We start from the raw sequence: 22,931 nt of genomic DNA, 5'->3' as shown, positions 1-22,931 counted from the left end.
TGCTTGTGGCCGAACCGCTCCATGTGCCCCCGAGTGCGCCGGCACGAGTGGTGGTGCTGGCATCGGGCACCGGATCGTTGCTGAGCTCCCTGCTCGACGCCGCCGTCGGCGAGTACCCGGCCCGCGTGGTCGCCGTCGGCGCCGACCGCGACTGCCTGGCCACCGAGATCGCCGCGCGGGCGGCACTGCCGACGTTCACCGCCCGGCTTGGCGAACACCCCGACCGCGCCGCCTGGGACGCGGCCATCACCGCAGCCACCGCCGCGCACTCGCCCGACCTGGTGGTGTCGGCTGGTTTTATGAAAATACTTGGGCCACAGTTCCTTTCGCGATTCTATGGACGGATCATCAACACCCATCCGGCGTTGTTGCCGGCGTTCCCGGGCGCGCACGGAGTGGCCGACGCGTTGGCCTACGGCGTGAAGGTCACAGGTTGTACGGTGCATCTGGTGGACGCCGGGACGGACACCGGGCCGATCCTGGCCCAGCAATCCGTGCCGGTGCTCGACGGCGACAGCGAAGAGACCCTGCATGAACGCATCAAGGTCACCGAACGGAAGCTCCTGGTGGACGTGGTGGCCGAGATCGCGACCGGAGGCCTGACCCTGGTCGGAAGAACAGCGACGATCGGACGAAAGGCGACCAAGCGATGAGCACCGACGACTGGCCGGAGACGGCGAAAAGGCCGATCCGCCGCGCGTTGATCAGCGTCTACGACAAGAGCGGCCTCGTCGACCTCGCCCGCGGGCTGACGGACGCGGGCGTCGAGATCGTCTCGACCGGGTCGACGGCGAAGACCATTGCCGAGAAAGGCATTCCGGTCACCCGGGTGGAGGAGCTGACCGGCTTTCCCGAGGTGCTCGACGGGCGGGTCAAGACGCTGCACCCGCGGGTGCATGCCGGCCTGCTCGCCGACCTCCGCAAACCCGAACACGCCGCGGCGCTCGAGGAACTGGGTGTCGCCGCGTTCGAGCTCGTCGTCGTCAACCTGTATCCGTTCAGCGAGACCGTCGACTCCGGCGCCAGCATCGACGAGTGCGTCGAGCAGATCGACATCGGCGGGCCGTCGATGGTCCGTGCCGCCGCGAAAAATCATCCCAGCGTGGCGGTGGTCGTCGACCCACGCGGTTACGACGGCGTGCTCGCCGCGGTGCGACACGGTGGTTTCACCCTGGCCGAGCGAAAGAAGCTGGCGGCGCTGGCGTTTCAGCACACCGCGGACTACGACATCGCCGTGGCGGGCTGGATGGAGTCGACGCTGGCGCCCGAGCACCCGCCGACCGCGTTCCCCAAGTGGTTGGGGCGCAGCTGGAGCCGATCGGCGATGCTGCGGTACGGCGAGAACCCGCACCAGCAGGCGGCGCTCTACAGCGACCCCGGCGCCTGGCCGGGACTGGCGCAGGCCGAGCAGCTGCACGGAAAAGAGATGTCGTACAACAACTTCACCGATGCGGACGCGGCCTGGCGGGCCGCCTTCGACCACGAACAGACCTGCGTGGCGATCATCAAGCACGCCAACCCCTGTGGAATCGCGATCTCGACGGAATCGGTGGCCGATGCGCACCGCAAGGCCCACGAATGCGATCCGTTGAGCGCATTCGGCGGGGTCATCGCGGCCAATACCGAAGTCAGCCTCGAGATGGCCGAGTATGTGAGCACCATCTTCACCGAGGTCATCGTCGCGCCGGCCTACGCGCCGGAGGCGTTGGAAGCCCTGACGCGGAAGAAGAACATCCGGGTGCTGGTGGCCTCCGAGCCGCTGACCGGGGGCACGGAGCTGCGACCGATCAGCGGTGGGCTGCTGGTCCAGCAACGCGACGAGCTCGACGCGCACGGCGACAACCCCGCCAACTGGACCCTGGCGACGGGATCACCGGCCGACCCCGCCACGCTGACCGACCTGGTCTTCGCCTGGCGGGCGTGCCGCGCGGTCAAATCGAACGCCATCGTGATCGCCGGCGGCGGCGCCACCATCGGCGTGGGCATGGGACAGGTGAACCGGGTCGACGCCGCACGGCTCGCGGTGGAAAGGGGCGCCGACAGGGTCCGCGGCGCGGTCGCGGCCTCGGACGCGTTCTTTCCCTTCCCCGACGGACTCGAGACGCTGACCGCCGCGGGGGTCAGGGCGATAGTCCATCCCGGCGGCTCGGTCCGCGACGATGAGGTGACCGCGGCGGCAGCCAACGCCGGGGTCACGTTGTACCTCACCGGCGCCCGCCACTTCGCCCACTGAGCGCTCAGCGCGTGAGGCGGTTACGCAACGCGTAGCGTGGAGTGGTGCCATCACCCAGCAATCTGCCCCGGACCGTCGGTGAGCTGCGTGCCGCCGGCCATCGTGAGCGGGGAGTCAAACAGGAAATTCGGGAAAACCTGCTGACGCGTCTCGCCGACGGCGCGGATGGGGAAGCGGTATGGCCGGGCATCCTCGGTTTCGACGACACCGTTCTGCCGCAGCTGGAGCGGGCGCTCATCGCCGGGCACGACTTCGTCCTGCTCGGTGAGCGTGGTCAGGGCAAGACGCGGCTGCTGCGCGCCCTGGTGGGCCTGCTCGACGAGTGGACGCCGGTGATCGCCGGGGCGGAATTGGGCGAGCATCCCTATTCGCCGATCACCCCGGAGTCGATCCGCAAGGCCGCCACCCTGGGCGACGACCTGCCGATCGAGTGGCGGCACCGCAGCGAGCGCTACACCGAGAAGCTGGCAACTCCGGACACCAGCGTCGCCGACCTCGTCGGCGACATCGACCCGATCAAGGTCGCCGAGGGCCGCAGCCTCGGTGACCCGGAGACCATCGCCTACGGCCTGATCCCGCGGGCACACCGCGGCATCGTCGCGGTCAACGAGCTGCCCGACCTCGCCGAGCGCATTCAGGTGTCGATGCTCAACGTGATGGAGGAGCGCGACATCCAGGTCCGCGGCTACACCCTGCGTCTGCCGCTGGACGTTTTGGTGGTGGCCAGCGCCAACCCCGAGGACTACACCAACCGGGGCCGCATCATCACCCCGCTCAAGGACCGGTTCGGCGCGGAGATCCGCACCCATTACCCGCTCGAGCTCGACGCCGAGGTCGGCGTCATCGTTCAAGAGGCGCACCTGTCCGCGCAGGTCCCCGACTACCTGATGCAGGTGATCGCCCGGTTCGCCCGGTACTTGCGGGAATCCAACTCCGTCGATCAGCGCTCCGGGGTGTCGGCGCGGTTCGCGATCGCCGCGGCCGAGACCGTGGCCGCCGCCGCCCGCCACCGCGGCGCGGTGCTGGGGGAGACGGACCCCGTCGCCCGCGTGGTCGACCTCGGCACGGTGATCGACGTCCTGCGCGGCAAGCTGGAATTCGAGTCCGGTGAGGAGGGCCGCGAGCAGGCCGTGCTCGAGCACCTGCTGCGCCGGGCCACGGCCGACACCGCCTCCCGGGTGCTCGGCGGCATCGACGTCGGATCCTTGGTGTCCGCTGTCGAAGGCGGTTCCGCGGTCACGACGGGTGAGCGCGTGTCGGCCAAGGACGTGCTGGCCGCGGTTCCCGCGCTGCCGGTGGTCGACAAGATCGCCGCCAAGGTCAACGCCCAGTCGGAGGGTGAGCGCGCCGCGGCGCTGGAACTCGCCCTCGAGGCGTTGTATCTGGCCAAGCGGATCGACAAGGTGTCCGGGGAGGGCCAAACGGTCTATGGCTAGGTCTGATGGTGACGATCCGTCGCGCCCGGCTTCGCCGGGCTTGCGATCGTCACGCGGGCATTCGTCGCGATACTCGGCGTACACCGGCGGGCCGGACCCGCTGGCCCCGCCGGTAGATCTGCGCGAGGCTCTCGAGCAGATCGGGCAGGACGTCATGGCGGGCACGTCGCCGCGCCGCGCGCTGTCCGAGCTGTTGCGCCGCGGCACCAAGAACACGCCCGGCGCCGACCGGCTGGCCGCCGAGGCGAACCGCCGCCGGCGGGAGTTGTTGCGCCGCAACAACTTAGATGGCACCCTGCAGGAGATCAAGAGGCTGCTCGACGAGGCCGTGCTGGCCGAGCGCAAGGAACTGGCTCGCGCGCTCGACGACGACGCGCGGTTCGGCGAACTGCAGCTCGACGCGCTGCCGTCGTCTCCGGCCAAGGCCGTTCAGGAGCTCTCCGACTACAACTGGCGCAGCAACGAGGCCCGCGAGAAGTACGACCAGATCAAGGATCTGCTCGGCCGCGAGATGCTGGATCAGCGTTTCGCCGGCATGAAGGAGGCCCTCGCGGGCGCCACCGACGAAGACCGCCAGCGGGTCAACGACATGCTGAACGACCTCAACGACCTGCTGGACAAGCACGCCCGCGGTGAGGACACCCAGCAGGACTTCGAAGACTTCATGAACTCCCACGGCGAGTTCTTCCCGGAGAACCCCCGCAACGTCGACGAGCTGCTGGACTCGCTGGCCAAGCGGGCCGCGGCCGCGCAACGCTTCCGCAACAGCCTGAGCCCGGACCAGCGCGCCGAGCTGGATGCCCTGGCGCAGCAGGCATTCGGGTCGCCGTCACTGATGCAGGCGCTGAACCGGCTCGACGCGCACCTGCAGGCCGCGCGGCCAGGGGAGGACTGGACGGGGTCCGAAGAGTTCTCCGGTGACAACCCGTTCGGGATGGGCGAAGGCACCCAGGCGATTTCGGACATCGCCGAACTGGAGCAGCTGGCCGAGCAGCTGTCGCAGAGCTATCCCGGCGCCACCATGGACGACGTCGACCTCGATGCGCTGGCACGGCAACTCGGCGACCAGGCCGCCGTCGACGCCCGCACGCTCGCCGAATTGGAACGCGCACTGGTCAATCAGGGATTTTTAGACCGGGGTTCCGACGGGCAGTGGCGGCTCTCGCCGAAGGCCATGCGCAGGCTGGGCGAGACGGCGTTACGGGATGTGGCGCAACAACTTTCCGGTCGGCGCGGAGAGCGGGACCACCGGCGCGCGGGCGCGGCCGGTGAACTCACCGGCGCCACCCGGCCCTGGCAGTTCGGTGACACCGAGCCGTGGAACATCTCGCGCACGCTGACCAACGCGGTGTTGCGGCAGGCGGGAACGGCCAGCCTGGACACCGCCGGATCGCTGAAGATCACCGTCGACGACGTCGAGGTCTCCGAGACCGAGACGCGCACTCAAGCCGCGGTGGCGCTGCTGGTCGACACCTCGTTCTCGATGGTGATGGAGAATCGCTGGCTGCCCATGAAGCAGACGGCGCTGGCGCTGAATCACCTGGTGTGCACCCGGTTTCGTTCGGACGCCTTGCAGATCATCGCGTTCGGACGGTACGCCCGCACGGTGAGCGCCGCGGAGTTGACGGGTCTCGAGGGCGTCTACGAGCAGGGCACCAACCTGCACCACGCGCTGGCGTTGGCCGGTCGGCACCTGCGGCGGCATCCCAACGCGCAGCCCGTCGTGCTGGTGGTGACCGACGGCGAGCCCACCGCTCACCTGGAGGACTTCGACGGTGACGGCACGACCGTGTTTTTCGATTACCCGCCGCACCCGCGGACCATCGCCCACACCGTGCGCGGGTTCGACGACATGGCACGCCTCGGCGCGCAGATCACCATCTTCCGGTTGGGCAGCGACCCCGGCCTCGCGCGCTTCATCGACCAGGTTGCCCGGCGGGTCGAGGGGCGCGTCGTGGTGCCCGATCTCGATGGCCTGGGCGCGGCCGTGGTGGGCGACTACCTCCGGTCTCGCCGCCGCTAGTCCCTTGCCGACCACGGGGATAGGTGCTCGCTCCAGCGGGTACAGGGACCGAGAAGGAGGAGATGCATGAGCAAGGTTCCAACGATCGAACTCAACGACGGTGTCAGCATTCCGCAGCTCGGCTTCGGCGTTTTCCAGATCAAGCCCGACGAGACCGCGGCGGCGGTCAAGACCGCACTGGAGATCGGCTACCGGCATATCGACACCGCCGAGATGTATGGCAACGAAAAGCAAGTCGCACAAGGCATCCGCGACGCCGGTGTCGACCGCGCCGACGTGTTTGTCACCAGCAAGCTCAACAATGGCTTTCACCTACCCGACGATGCTCGCCGTGCCTTCGACCAAACGCTGAAGGCCCTGGATTCGGACTACGTCGACTTGTTCCTCATTCACTGGCCGTTGCCCACCCTCTACGACGGCGACTTCGTTTCGACGTGGAAGGTCTTCGAGGAGTTCGCCCGCGACGGGCGCGCCCGCAGCATCGGCGTCTCGAATTTCCAAGTCGCACACCTGGAACGGCTGGCCAACGAAACCGACACCGTCCCGTCGGTCAATCAGATCGAGCTTCATCCGTATTTTCAGAACACGCAGGTTAGGTCGTACGATCGCGAGCACGGCATCGCCACCGAGGCGTGGGCGCCGATCGCGCAGGGCAAGGTGCTCGACGATCCGGTGATAAACCGCATCGCCGAGGCGCGCGGCAAATCGGCGGCGCAGGTGGTGCTGCGCTGGCACATTCAGCGCGGCGACATCGTGTTCCCCAAGTCGGTCACCCCGGAGCGGGTCAAGGAGAACTTCGAGATTTTCGACTTCGAGTTGGATGACTCCGACATGGACGCGATCTCAGCGCTGGACAAGGGTGAAGCGGGGAGGAACGGGCCCAACCCCGATAAGTTCGACTACGTGCCCGGCTGACTGCTAGCCGTGGGGCCGGCGGGCCTTGCGAATGATGCCGACGGCGCCCCACAGCGAAAAGCCGCGGATCTTCACCTTCGGTGCGCCCGGGGTGCCCTGGCCGAGGACGCTGCGGTCGAAGTTGCCCATGACGCCGCGGCCGTGAATCTCGACGTTCACTTCCGGCGGCAGCAAAATCTTCGTCGCCCCCATGATCGAGATCGCGTGGATGTCGACCTCGGTCGAGGTGAAGTCGGCGTAGCGCAGATCCACCACGCCGTTGCCCCAGAAGGCGAAGGTGGTGAGCTTCTTGGGCACGTTCCACCGACCGCGCCGTTCGAAGCCGCTCAACAGCGCCAGCAGCAGCGTGGACGGCGCCGGATTCGGTTTGGCACCGCGGCGCGGGTTGATCTGTGAGCCAGGCAGGTCGGCGCGCAGCTGATCCAGTTCCTCGTATGTGGTCGCCGCGTAGGCCCGGGTCAGGCGGTCTTCGTAGTCCTTCAGCTGCAGTCGGCCTTGCTCGGCCGCGTAGGCCAGCAACTGCGCGAGCTGGATGCGATCAGTGTCGGCAGCACGCGACGATTCGTCGCGCGTGTCCTTCGCGTCGCGTTGCGCAGAATTGCTCATTACCCACGAGCCTACGACGTCCGGGTCTGGGTGCAAGACGATTGGTCAAACTGCAACCTTGCGCCGCGCCGGCAGGGTTGGCCCGCGGCTTTTGTTTGACACCTGGCTAATTTGCCCAGCTCGGGGCGCGCTTTTGCAGGAACGCCAGCATGCCTTCGCGCGCTTCGTCGGACACGAAGAGCCGGGCGGATTCTTCGGCGAGGCGTTCCGCGTCGCGGTCGAAGCCGTCCAGCACCGCCGCCGTCGTCAGCGCCTTGGAGGCGGCAAGCCCCTGGGGCGAACCGCGGCCCACGTCGGCGAGCAGCGCTGCCACCGCCGCGTCGACGTCCTCGGCGGCCATCGTGATGAGCCCGATGGCCGCCGCCTCGTCGGCTCCGAATGTCTCGCCGGTCAGGTAGTAGCGCGCCGCGGCGCGGGGCGACAGCCTCGGCAGCAGCGTCAGCGAGATGATCGCTGGGGCGACGCCGATTCGGGCCTCGGTCAGGGCGAAGGTGCTACGCGGACCGGCGACGGCGATATCGCACGCGCCGACGAGCCCGAACCCGCCGGCGCGGACGTGCCCGTTGATGGCCGCGATCACCGGCAGCGGCGAGGAGACGATGGCCCGCATCACCGCGGTCATCTCGCGGGCCCGGGCGACGGCCATGTCGTATGTCGACGGTGGCGGCCCGCCTCCCGCGGCGGCGCCGCGCTCGCGATCGCCACCAGGGTCTCCCGCGCCGGCTTCGCTCAGGTCCGCACCGGCGCAGAAGGTGTTACCGGTATGTCCGAGCACGACCGCACGCACTCTCGAGTCCGCGGCGGCGTCACGCAGGCCCCGATGCAGCTGCTCGACGAGCGCGGTCGACAGCGCGTTGCGGTTGTCGGGCGAGTTCAGCGTGAGCCGCGCGAACGGCCCGGCGGTATCGGCCGGACCGGCGTAGTCGACCGGCGTTTCCATCAGTACGACCGGGGCAGGCCCAGCGACGTCTGCGCCACGAAGTTGAGCACCATCTCCCGGCTGACGGGGGCGATCCGCCCGAGTCTGGCCGAGGCGAGCATGGCGGCCACCCCGTATTCCTTGGTCAGCCCGTTGCCGCCCATCGACTGCACGGCTTGGTCGACCGAGCGCGTGGCCGCCTCGGCGGCCGCGTATTTGGCCATGTTGGCGGCCTCCGCCGCGCCCGCGTCGTCACCGCTGTCATACAGCGTGGCGGCCTTCTGCATCATTAGCTTGGCCAGTTGCACCTCGATGTGGCACTGCGCCAACGGATGCGAGAGTCCCTGGTGCGAGCCGATCGGCGTGCCCCATACCTGGCGGGTTTTGACGTAATCGGCGGCCTTGTCCAGAGCGAACCGTCCCATTCCGACCGAGCTGGCGGCGCCCATGATCCGCTCGGGGTTCAGGCCCGCGAACAGCTGGGCGATCGCGGCGTCCTCGGAACCCACCAGCGCGTCGGCCGGCAGCCGGACATCGTCAAGGAAGACCTGGAACTGCCGTTCGGGGCTGATCAGCTCCATTTCGATTGGCGTATAAGTCAATCCGGGGGCATCGGTGGGCACCACGAACAGGGCCGGGCGCAGCTTGCCGGTTTTGGCCTCCTCGGTGCGGCCCACCACCAGGACGGCCTGCGCCTGGTCGATGCCGGAAATGTAGACCTTCTGGCCCTTGAGAATCCAGTCGCTGCCGTCGCGGCGGGCGGTCGTGGTGATCTTGTGGGAGTTGGAGCCCGCGTCGGGCTCGGTGATCGCGAAGGCCATCGTCAGGGTGCCGTCGGCGATGCCGGGAATCCAGCGTTTCTTCTGCTCCTCGGTGCCGAACTTGCTGATGATGGTGCCGTTGATGGCCGGCGAGACCACCATCAGCAGCAGCGCGCTACCCGCCGCCGCCATCTCCTCCATCACCAGCGAGAGCTCGTACATGCCCGCGCCGCCGCCGCCGTACTCCTCGGGCAGGTTCACCCCGAGGAAGCCGAGCTTGCCCGCCTCCGACCACAATTCGTCGGTGTGTTCCTGGGCGCGGGCCTTTCTCAGGTAGTACTCGCTGCCGTAGCCGGCGGCCCACGCGGACACCGACTTACGCAGTGCCTTCCGCTCCTCGCTCTCGATGAAGCTGGTGTCGGTCATGCTGGATCTCCTTCTGCTTGCGGCGCTTCCACTCTTGCCAGGACGGCGCCCACTTCGACTTGCTGGCCGGTCTTGACGTTGAGTTCGACGAGCACGCCCTCGGTCGGCGCGGTGATGGTGTGTTCCATCTTCATGGCCTCGAGCCAGATCAATGGCTGCCCGGCGTCCACGGTGTCGCCGACCGCGGCCCCGACCCGGATTACGTTGCCGGGCATGGGCGCAACCAGCGAACCCTGTTCGACGGCCGAGCCCGGCTCCGGGAAGCGGGGCAGCGCGACCAGATGGACGGGTCCGCGTGCTGAGTCGATGTAGACCTCCCCGCCGTGTCGCGCGACCGTGAAGCCGCACCCCACGCCGGAGCCGTCGGCCAGCACGACCTCGTCCGGTGCGGCGGAGACCAGCCGGACCGGCTCGTCGTCTGCCAACAGCAATCCCGTTCTGCCGAAACGATATTCGACCCGGTGCTCGCCGCCGTCGGCGTCGCGGTAGCTCTTCGACTGGTAGCCGGAGGGCAGGTTGCGCCAGCCGCTGGGTAGCGATCCCAGGACGGGTGCGGACGCGCGGTTGTGCGCGGCGTCGGCGAGCGCGGCGGCGATCGCCGACAACCGGACGGTGGTGCCGTCGGCCAGGGGCGCCGTCAGCTCCTGCAGGCCGTGCGTGTCGAAAAACGCGGTGTCGGTGGCGCCGTCGAGAAAAGCGGGGTGGCGCAACACGTTGACCAGCAGCTCGCGGTTGGTGCGCAGGCCGTGCAGCCGGGTGCGGGCGAGCGCGTCGGCGAGTACCAGCGCCGCCTGCCGGCGCGTCGGCGCGTACGAGATGACCTTGGCCAGCATCGGGTCGTAGTGAATGGACACCGTGGATCCGGCGACGATGCCCGAGTCGAGCCGGATGCCGGTCCGGCGCCCCAGCGTGCGGAATTGCGACTGGACCGCGGGCACCTCGAAGCGGTGCACGCGGCCGGCCTGCGGTTGCCAGCCCTGCGCGGGATCCTCCGCGTAGAGGCGGGCCTCGATCGAATGTCCGTGCGCGGCGGGTGGTTCGGCGTCGAGCCGGTCACCGTCGGCGACGGCGATCTGCCATTCCACGAGGTCGAGTCCGGTGGTTTCCTCGGTCACCGGGTGCTCGACCTGCAGCCGGGTGTTCATCTCCAGAAAGTAGAACTCGCCGTTGTCGTCGGCGAGGAATTCGACGGTCCCGGCGCCCGTGTAGCCGATCGCCTCGGCGGCAAGCCGGGCCGCGTCGAACAGTTTGGCCCGCATGCCCGGTGTGCGCTCGACCAAGGGGGAGGGGGCCTCCTCGATGATCTTCTGGTGTCGGCGCTGAATGGAGCATTCGCGTTCCCCGACGGCCCAGACCGTGCCGTGGGTGTCGGCCATGACCTGAACTTCGATGTGGTGCCCGGTGGGCAGATAGCGCTCGCAGAACACCGTCGCGTCGCCGAACGCGGACTGCGCCTCCCGGCGGGCCGCTTCCACTTCGCCGGCGAGCGCGGACAATTCGCGCACCACCCGCATTCCCCGGCCTCCGCCGCCGGCGGAGGCCTTCACCAGCACCGGAAGCTGCGCCTGAGTTACCGTCTCCGGGTCGAGCTCGTCGAGCACCGGAACACCGGCGGCGGCCATCAGCTTCTTGGATTCGATCTTGGAACCCATCGCCCGCGCCGCGTCCACCGGCGGCCCGATCCATGTCAGGCCCGCGCCCTGCACGGCCGCCGCGAAATCGGCGTTTTCCGAGAGGAACCCGTACCCGGGGTGCACCGCGTCGGCACCCGCGGCGCGGGCGGCCGCAATGATCGCCTCGGCGTTGAGGTAGTCGTTGGTGTTGGGCAGCCGCACGCTGGCGTCTGCCTCCGCGACGTGGGGCGCGGCGGCGTCCGGGTCGGTGTAGACGGCGACGGTGCCCAGGCCAAGCCGCCGGCAGGTGGCGAAGACCCGTCGGGCGATCTCGGCCCTGTTGGCGACTAGCACTCGAGTAACCATGGGGCTCACATCCGGAAGACGCCGAAGTTCGACGTCCCCTTGATCGGGCCATTGGCGATGGCGGACAGACACATTCCCAAGACGGTGCGGGTGTCGCGCGGGTCGATGACCCCGTCGTCGTAGAGCATCCCGGACAGGACCAGCGGCAGCGACTCGGCCTCGATCTGTCCCTCGACGGCGGCCCGCATCGCGGCGTCGGCCTCTTCGTCGACCTGCTGGCCGCGGGCTTCGGCGGCGGCCCGGGCCACGATCGACAAGACGCCCGCAAGCTGAGCGCCGCCCATCACCGCGGATTTGGCGCTGGGCCAGGCGAACAGGAACCGGGGGTCGTAGGCGCGGCCGCACATGCCGTAGTGGCCGGCGCCATAGGAGGCGCCGATCAACAGCGAGATGTGCGGGACGGTCGAGTTGGAGACCGCGTTGATCATCATCGAGCCGTGCTTGATCATCCCGCCCTCTTCGTAGTCCTTGCCCACCATGTAGCCGGTGGTGTTGTGCAGGAACAGCAGCGGGGTGTTGGAGCGATTGGCCAGCTGGATGAATTGGGTCGCCTTCTGTGACTCCTCGCTGAACAGCACGCCGCGCGCGTTGGCCAGGATGCCCAGCGGGTAGCCGTGCAGCCGAGCCCACCCGGTCACCAGCGACGACCCGTACATGGCCTTGAATTCGTCGAATTCGGAGCCGTCGACGATGCGGGCGATCACCTCACGCGGGTCGAACGGGACGCGCAGATCCGCGGGCACAATGCCGATCAGCTCCTCGGCGTCGAACAGCGGATCGACGACCGGGCCGGGCGCGGGCCCCTCTTTGCGCCAGTTCAGCCTGGCGACGATGCGGCGCCCGATACGGATGGCGTCGAGCTCGTCGACCGCGAAGTAGTCGCCCAAACCGGATACGCGGGAATGCATTTCGGCGCCGCCCAGCGACTCGTCGTCGGACTCCTCGCCGGTGGCCATCTTGACCAACGGGGGACCGGCCAGAAACACCTTGGAACGTTCCTTGATCATCACCACGTGGTCGGACATGCCGGGAATGTAGGCGCCGCCGGCGGTGGAGTTGCCGAAAACCAGGGCGATGGTGGGGATGCCGGCCGCCGACAGGCGGGTGAGGTCGCGGAACATCCGCCCGCCTGGGATGAAGATCTCTTTCTGCGTCGGCAGGTCCGCCCCGCCGGATTCCACCAGCGAGATGACGGGCAGCCGGTTTTCGAATGCGATCTGATTGGCCCGCAGGATCTTCTTCAGCGTCCAGGGATTGCTGGTACCGCCCTTGACGGTCGGGTCGTTGGCGACGATCAGGCATTCCACGCCGGACACCACCCCGATGCCGGTGACGGTGCTGGCGCCGACGGTGAACGCGCTGCCGTAGGCCGCCAGCGGGCTGAGCTCGAGGAACGGGGAGTCGGGGTCGACGAGCAGCTCGATGCGTTCCCGGGCGGTCAGCTTGCCGCGGCCGTGGTGGCGCTCGACGTACTTGGGGCCGCCGCCCGCAAGCGCTTTGGCGAGCTCGCCATCGATCTCCTCGAGCCGCGAGGCCGCCGTCGACGCGGCGTCGGTGTAGGCGGCGGATGTCGCGTCGAGCGTCGACTGTAGGACGGTCATGACTGATATCCAAGCGTTTTCGCGGCCAGTGAGGTCAGGATCTCGGTGGTGCCGCCACCGATGCCGAGGATCCGCATGTCGCGGTATTGGCGTTCGACTTCGGATTCGGCCATGTAGCCCATGCCGCCGAACAGCTGGACGGCCTGGTTCGCCACCCATTCGCCGGCCTCGACGGCGGTGTTCTTGGCGAAACACACCTCGGCGATCAGGTTGGTTTCGCCGGCCAGCTGGCGCTCCACCACGTGACGGGAATAGACCCGGGCTACGTCGATGCGCCGGGCCATCTCGGCCAGCGTGTTCTGTACCGACTGCCGCGAGATCAGCGGCCTGCCGAAGGTCTCCCGGTCGCGGCACCACTGCACAGTCAGGTCCAGGCATCGCTGGGCGCTCGAATACGCCTGCGCGGCAAGGCCGATCCGCTCCGCGACGAAGGCCCGTGCGATCTGCAGGAACCCGCTGTTCTCGGCGCCGACGAGGTTGGCCGCCGGTACCCGGGCGTCGATGAAGGACAGCTCGGCGGTGTCGGAGGACCGCCAGCCCATCTTGGCCAGCTTGCGGCTCACCTCGAAACCCGGTGTGCCTTTTTCGATCACCAGCAGCGAAACGCCCGCCGCCCCGGGTCCGCCCGTGCGCACCGCGGCGACGACGTAGTCGGCGCGAACGCCGGAGGTGATGTAGGTCTTGGCGCCGTTGACCACGTAGTGATCGCCGTCCCGCACCGCCGTGGTTCTCAGGTGCCCGACGTCCGAACCGCCGCCGGGCTCGGTGATCGCCAGCGCCCCGATCTTGTCACCGGCGAGCGTCGGCCGGACGAACTCCTCGATCAGCCGCTGATCGCCGGAGGCGATCATGTGCGGCACCGCGATGCCGCAGGTGAACAGCGACGCGAACACCCCTCCGGGGGCGCCGGTCTGATGCACCTCTTCGCAGATGATCACCGCGTCGGCGCCGTCGCCGCCGCCTCCGCCGACCGCCTCGGGAAAGTTCGCACCCAGCAGCCCGGCCGCCCCGGCGCGCCGGTGCAGCTCGCGCGGCAGCTCGCCGACGCGCTCCCACTCGTCGGCGTGCGGCAGGATTTCGCGTTCGGTGAAGGAGCGCACCGTCTTTCGCAGCGCTTCGCGCTCGGGCGTCGTCCAAAGATTCATAACAACCTTTCGGGGATGTCGACGTGCCGGCCGCGCAGCCATTCGCCCAAACCCTTGGCCTGCGGATCGAACCGGGCCTGGTAGGCGACGCCCTGGCCCAGGATGCCGTCGATGACGAAGTTGACCGCGCGCAGGTTCGGCAATACGTGGCGGGTGACGGCTAACTCCGCGGCTTCGGGCAGCAGCTCCTTGAGCAGCTCGACGGTCAGCGTGTTGGCCAGCCACCGCCATTGCTCGTCGGTGCGGACCCAGACCCCGACGTTGGCCGACCCGCCCTTGTCGCCGCTGCGGGCCCCGGCGATGCGGCCCAGCGGCATCCGGCGCGTCGGGCCATCGGGCAGCGGCTCCGGCAGGGGTGCGGGCTCGGCGGGTGCCAGTTCCAAAGTGTCTGTAGCGCAGGGGATCTCGACCCTGGTGCCGTCGGCGTGCACCGCGACGTGGGGCACCTCCGTGGCGTCGACGTAGCCGGCGGTGAAGACGCCGTAGACCTGACCATCACCCGGCGGGGCGGTCACGTGAAAGCCCGGATAGCTGGCGAGCGCCAATTCCACCGCGGCCGAAGAGAACTGGCGCCCGACGTTGGCAGGGTCGGGGTCGCGAACCACGCAGTGCAGCAGCGCGCTGGCGGCTTCCTCGGTGTCGGCGTCGGGGTGGTCGGTGCGGGCCAGCGACCACTGCAGCTCCGCGGGCTTGACGGTCAGCGCGGCCTCCAGCTGCCGGCGCACCAAGTCGGCCTTGGCCTCGATGTCCAAACCGGTCAGCACGAAGGTCATGGAGTTGCGGAATCCGCCGATGCTGTTCAGCGACACCTTGTAGGTGGGCGGCGGCGCCTCGCCTCGCACCCCGCCGATGCGCACCCGGTCGGGGCCGTCGGGGGACAGCTCGATGGTGTCCATCCGGGCCGTGACGTCGGGGTTGGCGTAGCGGGCTCCGGTGATTTCGTACAGCAGCTGCGCGGTGACGGTGTCGACGCTCACCAGGCCGCCAGTGCCGGCGTGCTTGGTGATCACCGATGAACCGTCGGCGTGCACCTCGGCCATCGGGAAGCCGGCGTGGGTCAGGTCGGGTACCTCCGTGAAGAAGGAGTAGTTGCCGCCGGTGGCCTGCACGCCGCACTCGATGACGTGACCGGCGACCACGGCGCCGGCCAGCTGGTCGTAGTCGGTGCGGCCCCAGCCGAAGTGCGCGGCGGCGGCTCCCACGATCACCGAGGCGTCGGTGACCCGGCCGGTGACGACCACGTCGGCGCCGTCGGCCAGGCAGTCGACAATGCCCCAGGCGCCGAGGTAGGCGTTCGCGGTCAGCGGGCTGCCCAGGCCGAGGTCGGCGGCGCGGGCCAGCAGGTCGTCGCCTTCAACGTGGGCGACGCGGGCCGGGATGGCGAGGCGCTCGGCCAGGGCGCGTATCGCGTCGGCCAGCCCCGCCGGGTTGAGGCCGCCGGCGTTGGCGACGATGCGCACGCCCCGGTCGCAGGCCTCGCCGAGACAGTCCTCGAGCTGGGTCAGAAACGTCTTGGCGTAGCCGCGCTCGGGATGCTTCATGCGGTCGCGGCCGAGGATCAACATGGTCAGCTCGGCCAGGTAGTCACCGGTGAGGTAGTCCACCGGGTCATTGGAGCCGCCGGTGAGCATCTCGCGCATCGCCGACAGCCGGTCGCCGTAGAACCCGGAGCAGTTCGCTATCCGGACCGCGTCGCGACCAGGAGCTGAGGCCATGCCGTCCTCCAATCTGCGATTCACCGGTGAGCGCAAACCAACCAACCAACCGGTAGGTTAGCGGGTCGCGCCGGTGCCCCGTCAAGGACGCCCCCCGGCTCCCGTGTCGAGATTGCCGCCACGGCCGTCGACGGCGCCCGGACCACGGCCGTCACGGCAATCTCGGCGCCTGACGGCTTCGTTTTGGTGCCCGGCAGGCCACCGACTATCCTGGTAGCAATCGTCGCACGTTCGGCCGCACCGGCCACGCCGCGCGACAAGCCCCCGACCCGAGGAGTTAGGCCCGACCATGGCCGTACCCAAGCGCAGGATGTCGCGCGCGAACACCCGTAGCCGTCGCGCGCAGTGGAAGGCCACCAAGACCGAGCTCGTCGGTGTGACGGTCGCCGGCCAGAAGCACAAGGTGCCCCGCCGGCTGCTCAAGGCGGCCCGGCTCGGTCTCATCGACCTGGACCGGCGTTAGTTAATCTCGGCAAATACCCGGCGCGCCTCTCAGCCCGCTCTCAGGCGTCGGGACGACACTAGGCCCGTGCGGATACTGGTCGTCGACGACGATCGCGCAGTGCGTGAGTCGCTGCGCCGATCGCTTTCCTTCAATGGCTACTCGGTCGAGTTGGCCCACGACGGGCTGGAGGCGCTCGAGATGATCGCCAGCGACCGGCCCGACGCGCTCGTGCTGGACGTGATGATGCCGCGGCTGGACGGGCTCGAGGTCTGCCGTCAGCTCCGCAGCACCGGCGACGACCTGCCGATCCTGGTGCTCACCGCCCGTGACTCGGTCTCCGAGCGGGTCGCCGGGCTCGACGCCGGCGCGGATGACTACCTCCCGAAGCCGTTCGCGCTCGAAGAACTGTTGGCCCGGATGCGGGCGCTGCTGCGCCGGACCAAGCCGGACGACGATGACGCCGAGTCGGTGGCCATGAAGTTCTCCGACCTGACGCTGGACCCGATGACCCGCGAAGTCACCCGCGGGCAGCGCCAAATCAGCCTCACCCGCACGGAATTCGCCTTGCTGGAAATGTTGATCGCCAATCCGCGCCGCGTGCTCACCCGCAGCCGGATCCTGGAAGAGGTGTGGGGCTTCGACTTTCCCACTTCCGGCAACGCGCTGGAGGTCTATGTCGGCTATCTGCGCCGCAAGACCGAGGCCGACGGTGAGCCACGGCTCATCCACACGGTGCGCGGCGTGGGCTATGTCCTCCGGGAGACGCCGCCGTGACGAGTCCAATTCTGCGATGATCAGGTACCAACGGCCCCAACGCGTGCCGCTGCGCGCCACCAGCTCGTTGTCCCTGCGGTGGCGCGTCATGCTGCTGGCGATGTCGATGGTGGCCATGGTCGTCGTGCTCATGGCGTTCGCCGTCTACGCGGTGATTTCGGCTGCTTTGTATAGCGATATCGACAATCAGCTGCAGAGCCGGGCGCAGCTGCTGATCGCCAGCGGCTCACTGGCCGCGGACCCCGGCAAGGCCATCGAGGGCACCGCCTATTCGGACGTCAACGCGATGCTGGTGAACCCGGGCCACTCGATCTACACGGCCCAACAGCCGGGTCAGACGCTGCCGGTCGGCGCGCCGGAAAAGGCGGTGATCCGCGGTGACCTGTTCATGTCACGGCGCACCGCATCCGATCAACGAGTCCTGGCCATTCACCTGCCCAATGGCTGCTCCCTGCTGATCTCCAAGAGCCTCAAACCGACCGAGGCCGTGATGACCAGGTTGCGCTGGGTGTTGCTGATCGTCGGCGGCATCGGCGTCGCGGTCGCCGCGGTGGCGGGCGGCATGGTCACCAGGGCGGGCCTGCGTCCGGTGGCCCGCCTGACCGAGGCGACCGAACGGGTTGCGCGCACCGACGACCTGCGGCCGATTCCGGTGTTCGGTAGCGACGAATTGGCCAGGCTCACCGAGGCTTTCAACTTGATGCTGCGGGCTCTGGCCGAGTCCCGCGAGCGTCAGGCGCGGCTGGTCACCGACGCGGGGCACGAATTGCGCACGCCGCTAACGTCGTTGCGCACCAACGTCGAACTGCTGATGGCCTCCATGGAGCCGGGGGCGCCGCGGCTGCCCGAGCAGGAAATGGTCGAGCTCCGCGCCGACGTGCTGGCGCAGATCGAGGAATTGTCCACCCTGGTGGGTGATCTCGTGGACCTCACCCGCGACGACGCCGGCCAGGTGGTGCACGAACCGGTCGACATGTCCGAGGTCATCGACCGCAGCCTGGAGCGAGTCAGGCGGCGCCGCAACGACATTCACTTCGACGTCGACGTGACCCCCTGGCAGACGTACGGAGACGCCGCGGGGCTGTCGCGCGCCGTGCTGAACCTGATGGACAACGCGGCCAAGTGGAGCCCGCCGGGCGGTCACGTCGGCATCACCATGCGGCAACTCGACCCGTCGCACGCCGAGTTGGTGGTCTCCGACCAAGGCCCGGGCATCCCGCCCCATGAGCGGCGGCTGGTGTTCGAGCGGTTCTACCGGTCGACGACGGCGCGCGCCATGCCGGGTTCCGGCCTCGGGCTGGCGATCGTCAAGAAGGTCGTGCTGAATCACGGTGGATTGCTGCGTGTCGAGGACACGGTGCCGGGCGGACAGCCGCCGGGGACATCGTTCTACGTGCTGCTGCCCGGCCGGCCGATACCGCCGTCGGCGTATCCGACGCCGCCGCCCGGCGGCGCGGGGGAGGACTCCGTCACCGAACCGACGGTTCGGGTGACCGGCCAGTCGAACTCTCGGGAACCCGCGAACGTTATCTCAGTGGACTCTCAGTCCGCCCGGGCAACGTAGGTGTGCAGCTACTACTGTTGAAGAGCCTGTCGAACCGACGAGCCGAATACTGAGATAGAGGAAGAGCGACCTAGCGCTATGACGAATGACCCGAGGTATTCGCCACCGCCGCAGCAGCCGGGGTACCACCCCGCGCCGAATCAGACTGCGCCCACCCCGAGCCACCCGGGGGCCTCTGCCTACGGCCACGGGCATCAGCAACCGTATGGCCAGCAGTTCGACTGGCGGCATCAACCGCAGACCAACCAATTCCGCCAGCCGTACGACCCGTTCGGCGGCACCGGTCCCGGCCGCATACCCGGCGGAACCGGGGTGGGCCCGATTCCCGGCGCCACCGGCACCGGCCCGATTCCCGGCATGCTGCCGCCGATGCCGCAGGGTCCCCAGAAGCGTTCCCGCGCAGGGCTTTTGGCCGTCGGCGCGCTGACCATCGCGGTGGTTTCGGCCGGTATCGGCGGGGCCGCGGCGACGGCCGTCGAGTTGGGCACACATACGACCACAAGCAATGGGCACACCGTCATCGGCGCGCCCAGCGTCCCGGCGGCCAACATGCCGCCGGGCAGCGTCGAACAGGTCGCCTCCAAGGTGGTGCCCAGCGTCGTGATGCTGGAGACTGACCTGGGCCGTCAGTCCGAGGAGGGCTCCGGCATCATCCTTTCCGCCGACGGGCTCATCCTGACCAACAATCACGTGGTCGCGGCGGCCGCGGGGCCGCCGAAGGCGCCCGTGGTTCCCGGTGCGCCCCCCGGCGGTCCGCCCGGCGGCCCCGCCGGGCCGGCTCCTAAGACGACCGTGACCTTCGCCGACGGACGCACCGCACCGTTCACGGTCGTCGGTGCCGACCCCACCAGCGACATCGCGGTGATCCGCGTGCAGGGCATGTCCGGCCTGACCCCCATCTCCCTGGGCTCCTCGTCGGATCTGCGCGTCGGCCAACCTGTGGTGGCCATCGGGTCGCCGCTGGGCCTGTCCGGCACCGTGACCACCGGGATCGTCAGCGCGCTGAACCGGCCGGTGTCCACCACCGGTGAGTCGGGCAACCAGAACACGGTGCTGGACGCGATCCAGACCGACGCCGCCATCAACCCGGGTAACTCCGGTGGCGCGTTGGTCAACATGAACGGCCAGCTGGTCGGCGTGAACTCGGCGATCGCCACCTTGGGCGCGGACTCGCCGGACGCCCAGAGCGGTTCGATCGGCCTCGGTTTCGCAATCCCGGTCGATCAGGCCAAGCGCATCGCCGACGAGCTGATCAGCAGCGGCAAGGCATCCCACGCCTCCCTCGGCGTTCAGGTGACCAACGACAAGGGCTCCCCGGGCGCCAAGGTCGTCGACGTGGTGCCGGGCGGTGCGGCCTCGACCGCCGGCGTGCCCAAGAACGTGATCGTCACCAAGGTGGACGACCGCCCGATCAACAGCGCCGACGCCTTGGTCGCCGCGGTGCGGTCCAAGGCGCCCGGTGACAAGATTTCGCTGACCTTCCAGGATCCCGCTGGTGGTGGCAGCCGTACCGTGCCGGTGACTCTGGGGAAGGCGGATCAGTAATGCGAGTCGAAGAACCCTCGGCGGCCGGATTGTCCGAGCTCGGTTATACGGTGGCACCCATGGAAACGGGTGCGGAGTTGGTTGTTGGCCGGGCCCTGGTAGTGGTGGTCGACGATCGCACCGCCCACGGGGATGAGGACCACAGCGGGCCGTTGGTCACCGAACTGCTGACCGAGGCGGGCTTCGTCGTCGACGGCGTGGTCGCGGTCGCGGCCGACGAGGTCGAGATCCGCAACGCGCTCAACACCGCGGTGATCGGCGGGGTGGACCTGGTGGTCTCGGTCGGCGGCACCGGAGTCACGCCGCGCGACGTCACGCCGGAGGCGACCGTCGAAATCCTGGATCGGGAAATCCTCGGCATCGCCGAGGCCATTCGTGCCTCCGGGCTGTCGGCGGGGATCATCGACGCCGGGTTGTCCCGCGGTCTCGCCGGCATCTCCGGCAGCACGCTGGTGGTCAACCTGGCCGGTTCCCGCTATGCGGTGCGCGACGGGATGGCGACGCTGAATCCGCTCGCCGCCCAGATCATCGGGCAGCTGTCGAGCCTGGAGATTTAACCGGCCCTACGCCTCGGCGTCGGCGCGCGGTCCGTGCTCCGGCGGGGGCGTCGTGGTGATGGTGCCGCCGTGTCGACCGGACGAGTCGCCGTTCGTCTGCGCGAGCAGGTCGCGGATCTCCTTCAACAGAACGATTTGTGCGTCGTCGGCCTGCTCGACCTCGCCGCGCCTGCGCAGCGTCGTGTACGGCAGCACGATCACGAAGTACACCACCGCCGCGATGATGACGAAGTTGATAGCGGCCGACAGCACGTTGTTGAGATCGATGGTCTGGCCGCCGCCGATGCTGATCCGCAGGATGCCGATGTTCGACTTCTCGTTGACCCCGACGCGGTTGATCAGCGGCTTGATGATGCTGTCGGTGAACTGGGTGACCAGCGCGGTGAAGGCGGTACCAATGACCACCGCGGTAGCCAAGTCGATGATGTTGCCTCGCGAGAGAAACTCCTTGAACCCTTTGAACATTCAGATGTCCTTCCTCGGATTGGGCAGAGTTTGCTATCAGCTGCGGGGCCAACAGCGGCGAGGCACTCAGTGCAGGGTGAGGGTCACCGCCTGACCCAGCGCCGTCCCCGCCACCGTGTTCGCCACGCGAGCCGGCAGCGCAACCAAGACTACGCGGTCGGCGTCGGCGGCCTGGACCTTCGGCTTGGCCGACACGAGCACCACGACGGCATCGGTGGCTACCACCCTGGGCGCGGCCTGGGCCGCCTCCGGCGCCGCCGTAGCCGGCGTCGCCAGCACGTCGACGACGTCGCCGACGCGGACGAGGTCGATCAGGGCACTGTCGGCCAGGCGCAACGGCACGATGCGGGCACCGGGCCCTGCGGTCGACTCGGCCAGCCGGCTGCCGAGCAACCGGACATCGGTGAGCACCTCGCCGCGCCGCATCGGACCGGCCAGCGTCGACGCTGTCACCGCGTTCACGTCGGCCAGAGATCCATCGGGAATGGTTGCGGCCAAACGCTTTTCGAGGCGAACATCGGCCGCTGTCAGCGCGGCACCCGGTCGAAGGTCGTGAGCGGCGACCACCACCTCGGCGTAGTCACCGGCCGGGTCGGAGCGCAGCGCTGCCACGCCGGCCAACGCGACCAGCCCGCCTGCGGCGACACGCCGCGCCAGCACGGTCCGCGTCCAATCCGGCCGCAGCAGCAACAGGCGGCCGAACAGGTCTGGATTCAGCGAGGACTCGCCCACACCGCAACGTTAGGCGCGCCGCTGTCCGCGGCGAATGCCGTCGGGTGCGGCGTTTGTGGATAACCCGGTTAGCTCGAGGCGGCTGCGGTGGACGCCGTGGAATTGCTGGTCGACTTTTCGCTCGAGCCGGACTTCTCGCTCGACGCGCCGTTGGAGCCTGACGCTCCGTTGGAGCCCGAGTCGGTCGACGAGGACCCGTTGGTCGAGCTCGTGGCCTTCTTGCCGGACTCGCGGCTGTCGGTGCGGTAGAAGCCGCTGCCCTTGAACACCACGCCGACGGAGTTGAAGCGCTTGCGCAGCCGCCCGGAGCAGCGCTTGCAGGTGGTCAGCGCGTCGTCGGTGAAGGCCTGCACGATGTCGAAGCGATCGTCGCACTCGGTGCACTGATAGCTGTAAGTCGGCACGAAAACCTCCGGATGATTGCAAAGTCTGTTAGCACTCTAACGTCTCAAGTGCTAGAACCGCCACGTGACGTCACTCATTCCCGAGTTTGAGAGCGACTAGGCCCCCTCGCGGCGTCAGGGCGTCGGTCATCGGAATGTCGTGCGGCTCGGCGGGCAAGTGGTCGACCAACTCCGCGTCGCGTACGACCGCGACCAGCCGCGCGTGCGGGTCCCGGTCGCCCAGCGAGCGATCGTAGAACCCGCGACCGCGGCCCAACCGGACGCCGGAACGGTCGACGGCCAACGACGGCACCAGGATCAGGCTCGCCCCGGCGATGGCAGCAGCCGGGAGCCACGGCTCCGGCGGCTCCAGCAATCCCCAGCGCGCGGACGTCAGGGTGCCGGGCCGGTATTCGCCCCAGCGCAACGGCAGCGCCCCGCCGGCGGTGTCGGTGCGCGCAACCGGCAGCAGCACCCGCCCGGACCGCCGTAGCAACACGTCGAGCATGTCTATCGACCCGGGTTCGGCGCCTACCGGCACGTACGCGCACACGGTGTCACCGCTGCTCAGGATGCTTTCCGCGGCTTCCAGTCGCCCGCTCAACATCCGGGACTCCTCCGCGCGAACGTGATCGGCAACGCGGCGGCGGGCCGCCTGCAGCTGGGCCCGCAACGCGGCCTTACCGGTGGTCGCCATGCATCAACCT

Annotated in this window: 21 protein-coding genes; 10 read left to right on the top strand and 11 right to left on the bottom strand. The window is 68.8% G+C overall.

Features of this window, described 5'->3' with window-relative positions:
• Positions 1 to 5 precede the first annotated feature (5 nt).
• The 5 genes from purN (at position 6) to BRW65_RS00230 (ending at position 6,607) form a co-directional block, all read left to right on the top strand.
• Positions 6 to 653, top strand: a complete 648-nt coding sequence (gene purN, locus BRW65_RS00250) for a phosphoribosylglycinamide formyltransferase (RefSeq protein ID WP_073869937.1) — start codon at positions 6 to 8, stop codon at positions 651 to 653.
• Entirely contained in the window at positions 650 to 2,233 is a 1,584-nt protein-coding gene (purH, locus tag BRW65_RS00245) for a bifunctional phosphoribosylaminoimidazolecarboxamide formyltransferase/IMP cyclohydrolase (RefSeq protein WP_073869935.1), read from the top strand. The genes purN and purH overlap by 4 nt, the downstream gene beginning before the upstream one ends.
• A gap of 41 nt (positions 2,234 to 2,274) precedes the next feature.
• Positions 2,275 to 3,669 (top strand): ATP-binding protein, encoded by a 1,395-nt coding sequence (locus BRW65_RS00240; protein ID WP_073869933.1) that lies wholly within the window; start codon positions 2,275 to 2,277, stop codon positions 3,667 to 3,669.
• A complete protein-coding gene (locus tag BRW65_RS00235; RefSeq protein ID WP_073869931.1) occupies positions 3,662 to 5,692 on the top strand; it encodes a vWA domain-containing protein in 2,031 nt (676 codons plus the stop codon). The genes BRW65_RS00240 and BRW65_RS00235 overlap by 8 nt, the downstream gene beginning before the upstream one ends.
• Before the next feature lie 66 nt (positions 5,693 to 5,758).
• Positions 5,759 to 6,607 carry an aldo/keto reductase gene (locus BRW65_RS00230; protein WP_073869929.1) on the top strand — a complete coding sequence of 283 codons (849 nt, stop codon included), beginning with the start codon at positions 5,759 to 5,761 and terminating at the stop codon, positions 6,605 to 6,607.
• Between the two features lie 3 nt (positions 6,608 to 6,610).
• Here BRW65_RS00230 and BRW65_RS00225 read toward each other — a convergent pair whose 3' ends face one another.
• The 7 genes from BRW65_RS00225 to BRW65_RS00195 all read right to left on the bottom strand — a co-directional run bounded on the left by BRW65_RS00225 (position 6,611) and on the right by BRW65_RS00195 (position 15,759).
• Complete coding sequence (locus tag BRW65_RS00225; RefSeq protein WP_073869927.1) at positions 6,611 to 7,213, bottom strand: DUF1707 SHOCT-like domain-containing protein; 603 nt, start codon at positions 7,211 to 7,213, stop codon at positions 6,611 to 6,613.
• Between the two features lie 106 nt (positions 7,214 to 7,319).
• Positions 7,320 to 8,153 carry an enoyl-CoA hydratase family protein gene (locus tag BRW65_RS00220; protein WP_073869925.1) on the bottom strand — a complete coding sequence of 278 codons (834 nt, stop codon included), beginning with the start codon at positions 8,151 to 8,153 and terminating at the stop codon, positions 7,320 to 7,322.
• Positions 8,153 to 9,319, bottom strand: a complete 1,167-nt coding sequence (locus BRW65_RS00215; RefSeq protein WP_073869923.1) for an acyl-CoA dehydrogenase family protein — start codon at positions 9,317 to 9,319, stop codon at positions 8,153 to 8,155. The genes BRW65_RS00220 and BRW65_RS00215 overlap by 1 nt, the downstream gene beginning before the upstream one ends.
• On the bottom strand, positions 9,316 to 11,298 hold the full coding sequence (locus BRW65_RS00210; protein ID WP_073869921.1) for an acetyl/propionyl/methylcrotonyl-CoA carboxylase subunit alpha: 1,983 nt from the start codon (positions 11,296 to 11,298) through the stop codon (positions 9,316 to 9,318). Before BRW65_RS00210 ends, BRW65_RS00215 begins: the two co-directional genes overlap by 4 nt.
• A gap of 5 nt (positions 11,299 to 11,303) precedes the next feature.
• Positions 11,304 to 12,899 carry an acyl-CoA carboxylase subunit beta gene (locus tag BRW65_RS00205; RefSeq protein ID WP_073869919.1) on the bottom strand — a complete coding sequence of 532 codons (1,596 nt, stop codon included), beginning with the start codon at positions 12,897 to 12,899 and terminating at the stop codon, positions 11,304 to 11,306.
• Positions 12,896 to 14,044, bottom strand: a complete 1,149-nt coding sequence (locus BRW65_RS00200) for an acyl-CoA dehydrogenase family protein (protein WP_073869917.1) — start codon at positions 14,042 to 14,044, stop codon at positions 12,896 to 12,898. The genes BRW65_RS00205 and BRW65_RS00200 overlap by 4 nt, the downstream gene beginning before the upstream one ends.
• Positions 14,041 to 15,759 (bottom strand): acyclic terpene utilization AtuA family protein, encoded by a 1,719-nt coding sequence (locus tag BRW65_RS00195; protein ID WP_073869915.1) that lies wholly within the window; start codon positions 15,757 to 15,759, stop codon positions 14,041 to 14,043. Before BRW65_RS00195 ends, BRW65_RS00200 begins: the two co-directional genes overlap by 4 nt.
• 289 nt (positions 15,760 to 16,048) lie before the next feature.
• On the opposite strand from BRW65_RS00195, the gene rpmF reads away from it, so the two are divergent.
• From rpmF to BRW65_RS00165, 5 genes are all read left to right on the top strand, one after another.
• Positions 16,049 to 16,222 (top strand): 50S ribosomal protein L32, encoded by a 174-nt coding sequence (gene rpmF, locus BRW65_RS00190; protein ID WP_007168835.1) that lies wholly within the window; start codon positions 16,049 to 16,051, stop codon positions 16,220 to 16,222.
• 66 nt (positions 16,223 to 16,288) lie between these two features.
• The gene (gene mprA, locus BRW65_RS00185; RefSeq protein ID WP_073869913.1) at positions 16,289 to 16,978 is read left to right on the top strand and encodes a two-component system response regulator MprA; all 690 of its coding nucleotides are present in this window, start codon (positions 16,289 to 16,291) and stop codon (positions 16,976 to 16,978) included.
• Positions 16,979 to 16,994: 16 nt separating this feature from the next.
• Positions 16,995 to 18,542: a HAMP domain-containing sensor histidine kinase gene (locus tag BRW65_RS00180; protein WP_073869911.1), complete on the top strand. Its 1,548-nt coding sequence runs from the start codon at positions 16,995 to 16,997 to the stop codon at positions 18,540 to 18,542.
• Positions 18,543 to 18,620: 78 nt separating this feature from the next.
• A complete protein-coding gene (locus BRW65_RS00170; protein ID WP_073869909.1) occupies positions 18,621 to 20,087 on the top strand; it encodes a S1C family serine protease in 1,467 nt (488 codons plus the stop codon).
• Positions 20,087 to 20,644 (top strand): MogA/MoaB family molybdenum cofactor biosynthesis protein, encoded by a 558-nt coding sequence (locus tag BRW65_RS00165; protein WP_073869907.1) that lies wholly within the window; start codon positions 20,087 to 20,089, stop codon positions 20,642 to 20,644. The genes BRW65_RS00170 and BRW65_RS00165 overlap by 1 nt, the downstream gene beginning before the upstream one ends.
• Before the next feature lie 6 nt (positions 20,645 to 20,650).
• On the opposite strand, the gene mscL is transcribed toward BRW65_RS00165, so the two are convergent.
• From mscL to BRW65_RS00145, 4 genes are all read right to left on the bottom strand, one after another.
• The gene (gene mscL, locus BRW65_RS00160; protein WP_073869905.1) at positions 20,651 to 21,109 is read right to left on the bottom strand and encodes a large-conductance mechanosensitive channel protein MscL; all 459 of its coding nucleotides are present in this window, start codon (positions 21,107 to 21,109) and stop codon (positions 20,651 to 20,653) included.
• Positions 21,110 to 21,175: 66 nt separating this feature from the next.
• Positions 21,176 to 21,841: an SAF domain-containing protein gene (locus BRW65_RS00155; RefSeq protein WP_073869903.1), complete on the bottom strand. Its 666-nt coding sequence runs from the start codon at positions 21,839 to 21,841 to the stop codon at positions 21,176 to 21,178.
• Between the two features lie 68 nt (positions 21,842 to 21,909).
• The gene (locus BRW65_RS00150) at positions 21,910 to 22,245 is read right to left on the bottom strand and encodes an FmdB family zinc ribbon protein (protein WP_073869901.1); all 336 of its coding nucleotides are present in this window, start codon (positions 22,243 to 22,245) and stop codon (positions 21,910 to 21,912) included.
• A 70-nt stretch (positions 22,246 to 22,315) separates the two neighbouring features.
• Complete coding sequence (locus BRW65_RS00145) at positions 22,316 to 22,921, bottom strand: 5-formyltetrahydrofolate cyclo-ligase (protein WP_073869899.1); 606 nt, start codon at positions 22,919 to 22,921, stop codon at positions 22,316 to 22,318.
• Between the last annotated feature and the right edge of the window lie 10 nt (positions 22,922 to 22,931).

This window comes from Mycobacterium paraffinicum (assembly GCF_001907675.1).
GTDB classification, from domain to species: Bacteria; Actinomycetota; Actinomycetes; order Mycobacteriales; family Mycobacteriaceae; genus Mycobacterium; species Mycobacterium paraffinicum_A.
Note: the sequence above shows the minus strand (reverse complement) of the source record. Positions and strands in the feature narration are given on the sequence as shown.

Coding starts and splice junctions, on each gene's coding strand:
- purH (WP_073869935.1), top strand. CDS start 650: ATGAGCACCGACGACTGGCCGGAGACGGCGAAAAGGCCGATCCGCCGC.
- BRW65_RS00235 (WP_073869931.1), top strand. CDS start 3,662: ATGGCTAGGTCTGATGGTGACGATCCGTCGCGCCCGGCTTCGCCGGGC.
- BRW65_RS00230 (WP_073869929.1), top strand. CDS start 5,759: ATGAGCAAGGTTCCAACGATCGAACTCAACGACGGTGTCAGCATTCCG.
- BRW65_RS00225 (WP_073869927.1), bottom strand. CDS start 7,213: ATGAGCAATTCTGCGCAACGCGACGCGAAGGACACGCGCGACGAATCG.
- BRW65_RS00220 (WP_073869925.1), bottom strand. CDS start 8,153: ATGGAAACGCCGGTCGACTACGCCGGTCCGGCCGATACCGCCGGGCCG.
- BRW65_RS00215 (WP_073869923.1), bottom strand. CDS start 9,319: ATGACCGACACCAGCTTCATCGAGAGCGAGGAGCGGAAGGCACTGCGT.
- BRW65_RS00210 (WP_073869921.1), bottom strand. CDS start 11,298: ATGGTTACTCGAGTGCTAGTCGCCAACAGGGCCGAGATCGCCCGACGG.
- BRW65_RS00205 (WP_073869919.1), bottom strand. CDS start 12,899: ATGACCGTCCTACAGTCGACGCTCGACGCGACATCCGCCGCCTACACC.
- BRW65_RS00200 (WP_073869917.1), bottom strand. CDS start 14,044: ATGAATCTTTGGACGACGCCCGAGCGCGAAGCGCTGCGAAAGACGGTG.
- BRW65_RS00195 (WP_073869915.1), bottom strand. CDS start 15,759: ATGGCCTCAGCTCCTGGTCGCGACGCGGTCCGGATAGCGAACTGCTCC.
- rpmF (WP_007168835.1), top strand. CDS start 16,049: ATGGCCGTACCCAAGCGCAGGATGTCGCGCGCGAACACCCGTAGCCGT.
- BRW65_RS00180 (WP_073869911.1), top strand. CDS start 16,995: ATGATCAGGTACCAACGGCCCCAACGCGTGCCGCTGCGCGCCACCAGC.
- BRW65_RS00170 (WP_073869909.1), top strand. CDS start 18,621: ATGACGAATGACCCGAGGTATTCGCCACCGCCGCAGCAGCCGGGGTAC.
- BRW65_RS00165 (WP_073869907.1), top strand. CDS start 20,087: ATGCGAGTCGAAGAACCCTCGGCGGCCGGATTGTCCGAGCTCGGTTAT.
- mscL (WP_073869905.1), bottom strand. CDS start 21,109: ATGTTCAAAGGGTTCAAGGAGTTTCTCTCGCGAGGCAACATCATCGAC.
- BRW65_RS00145 (WP_073869899.1), bottom strand. CDS start 22,921: ATGGCGACCACCGGTAAGGCCGCGTTGCGGGCCCAGCTGCAGGCGGCC.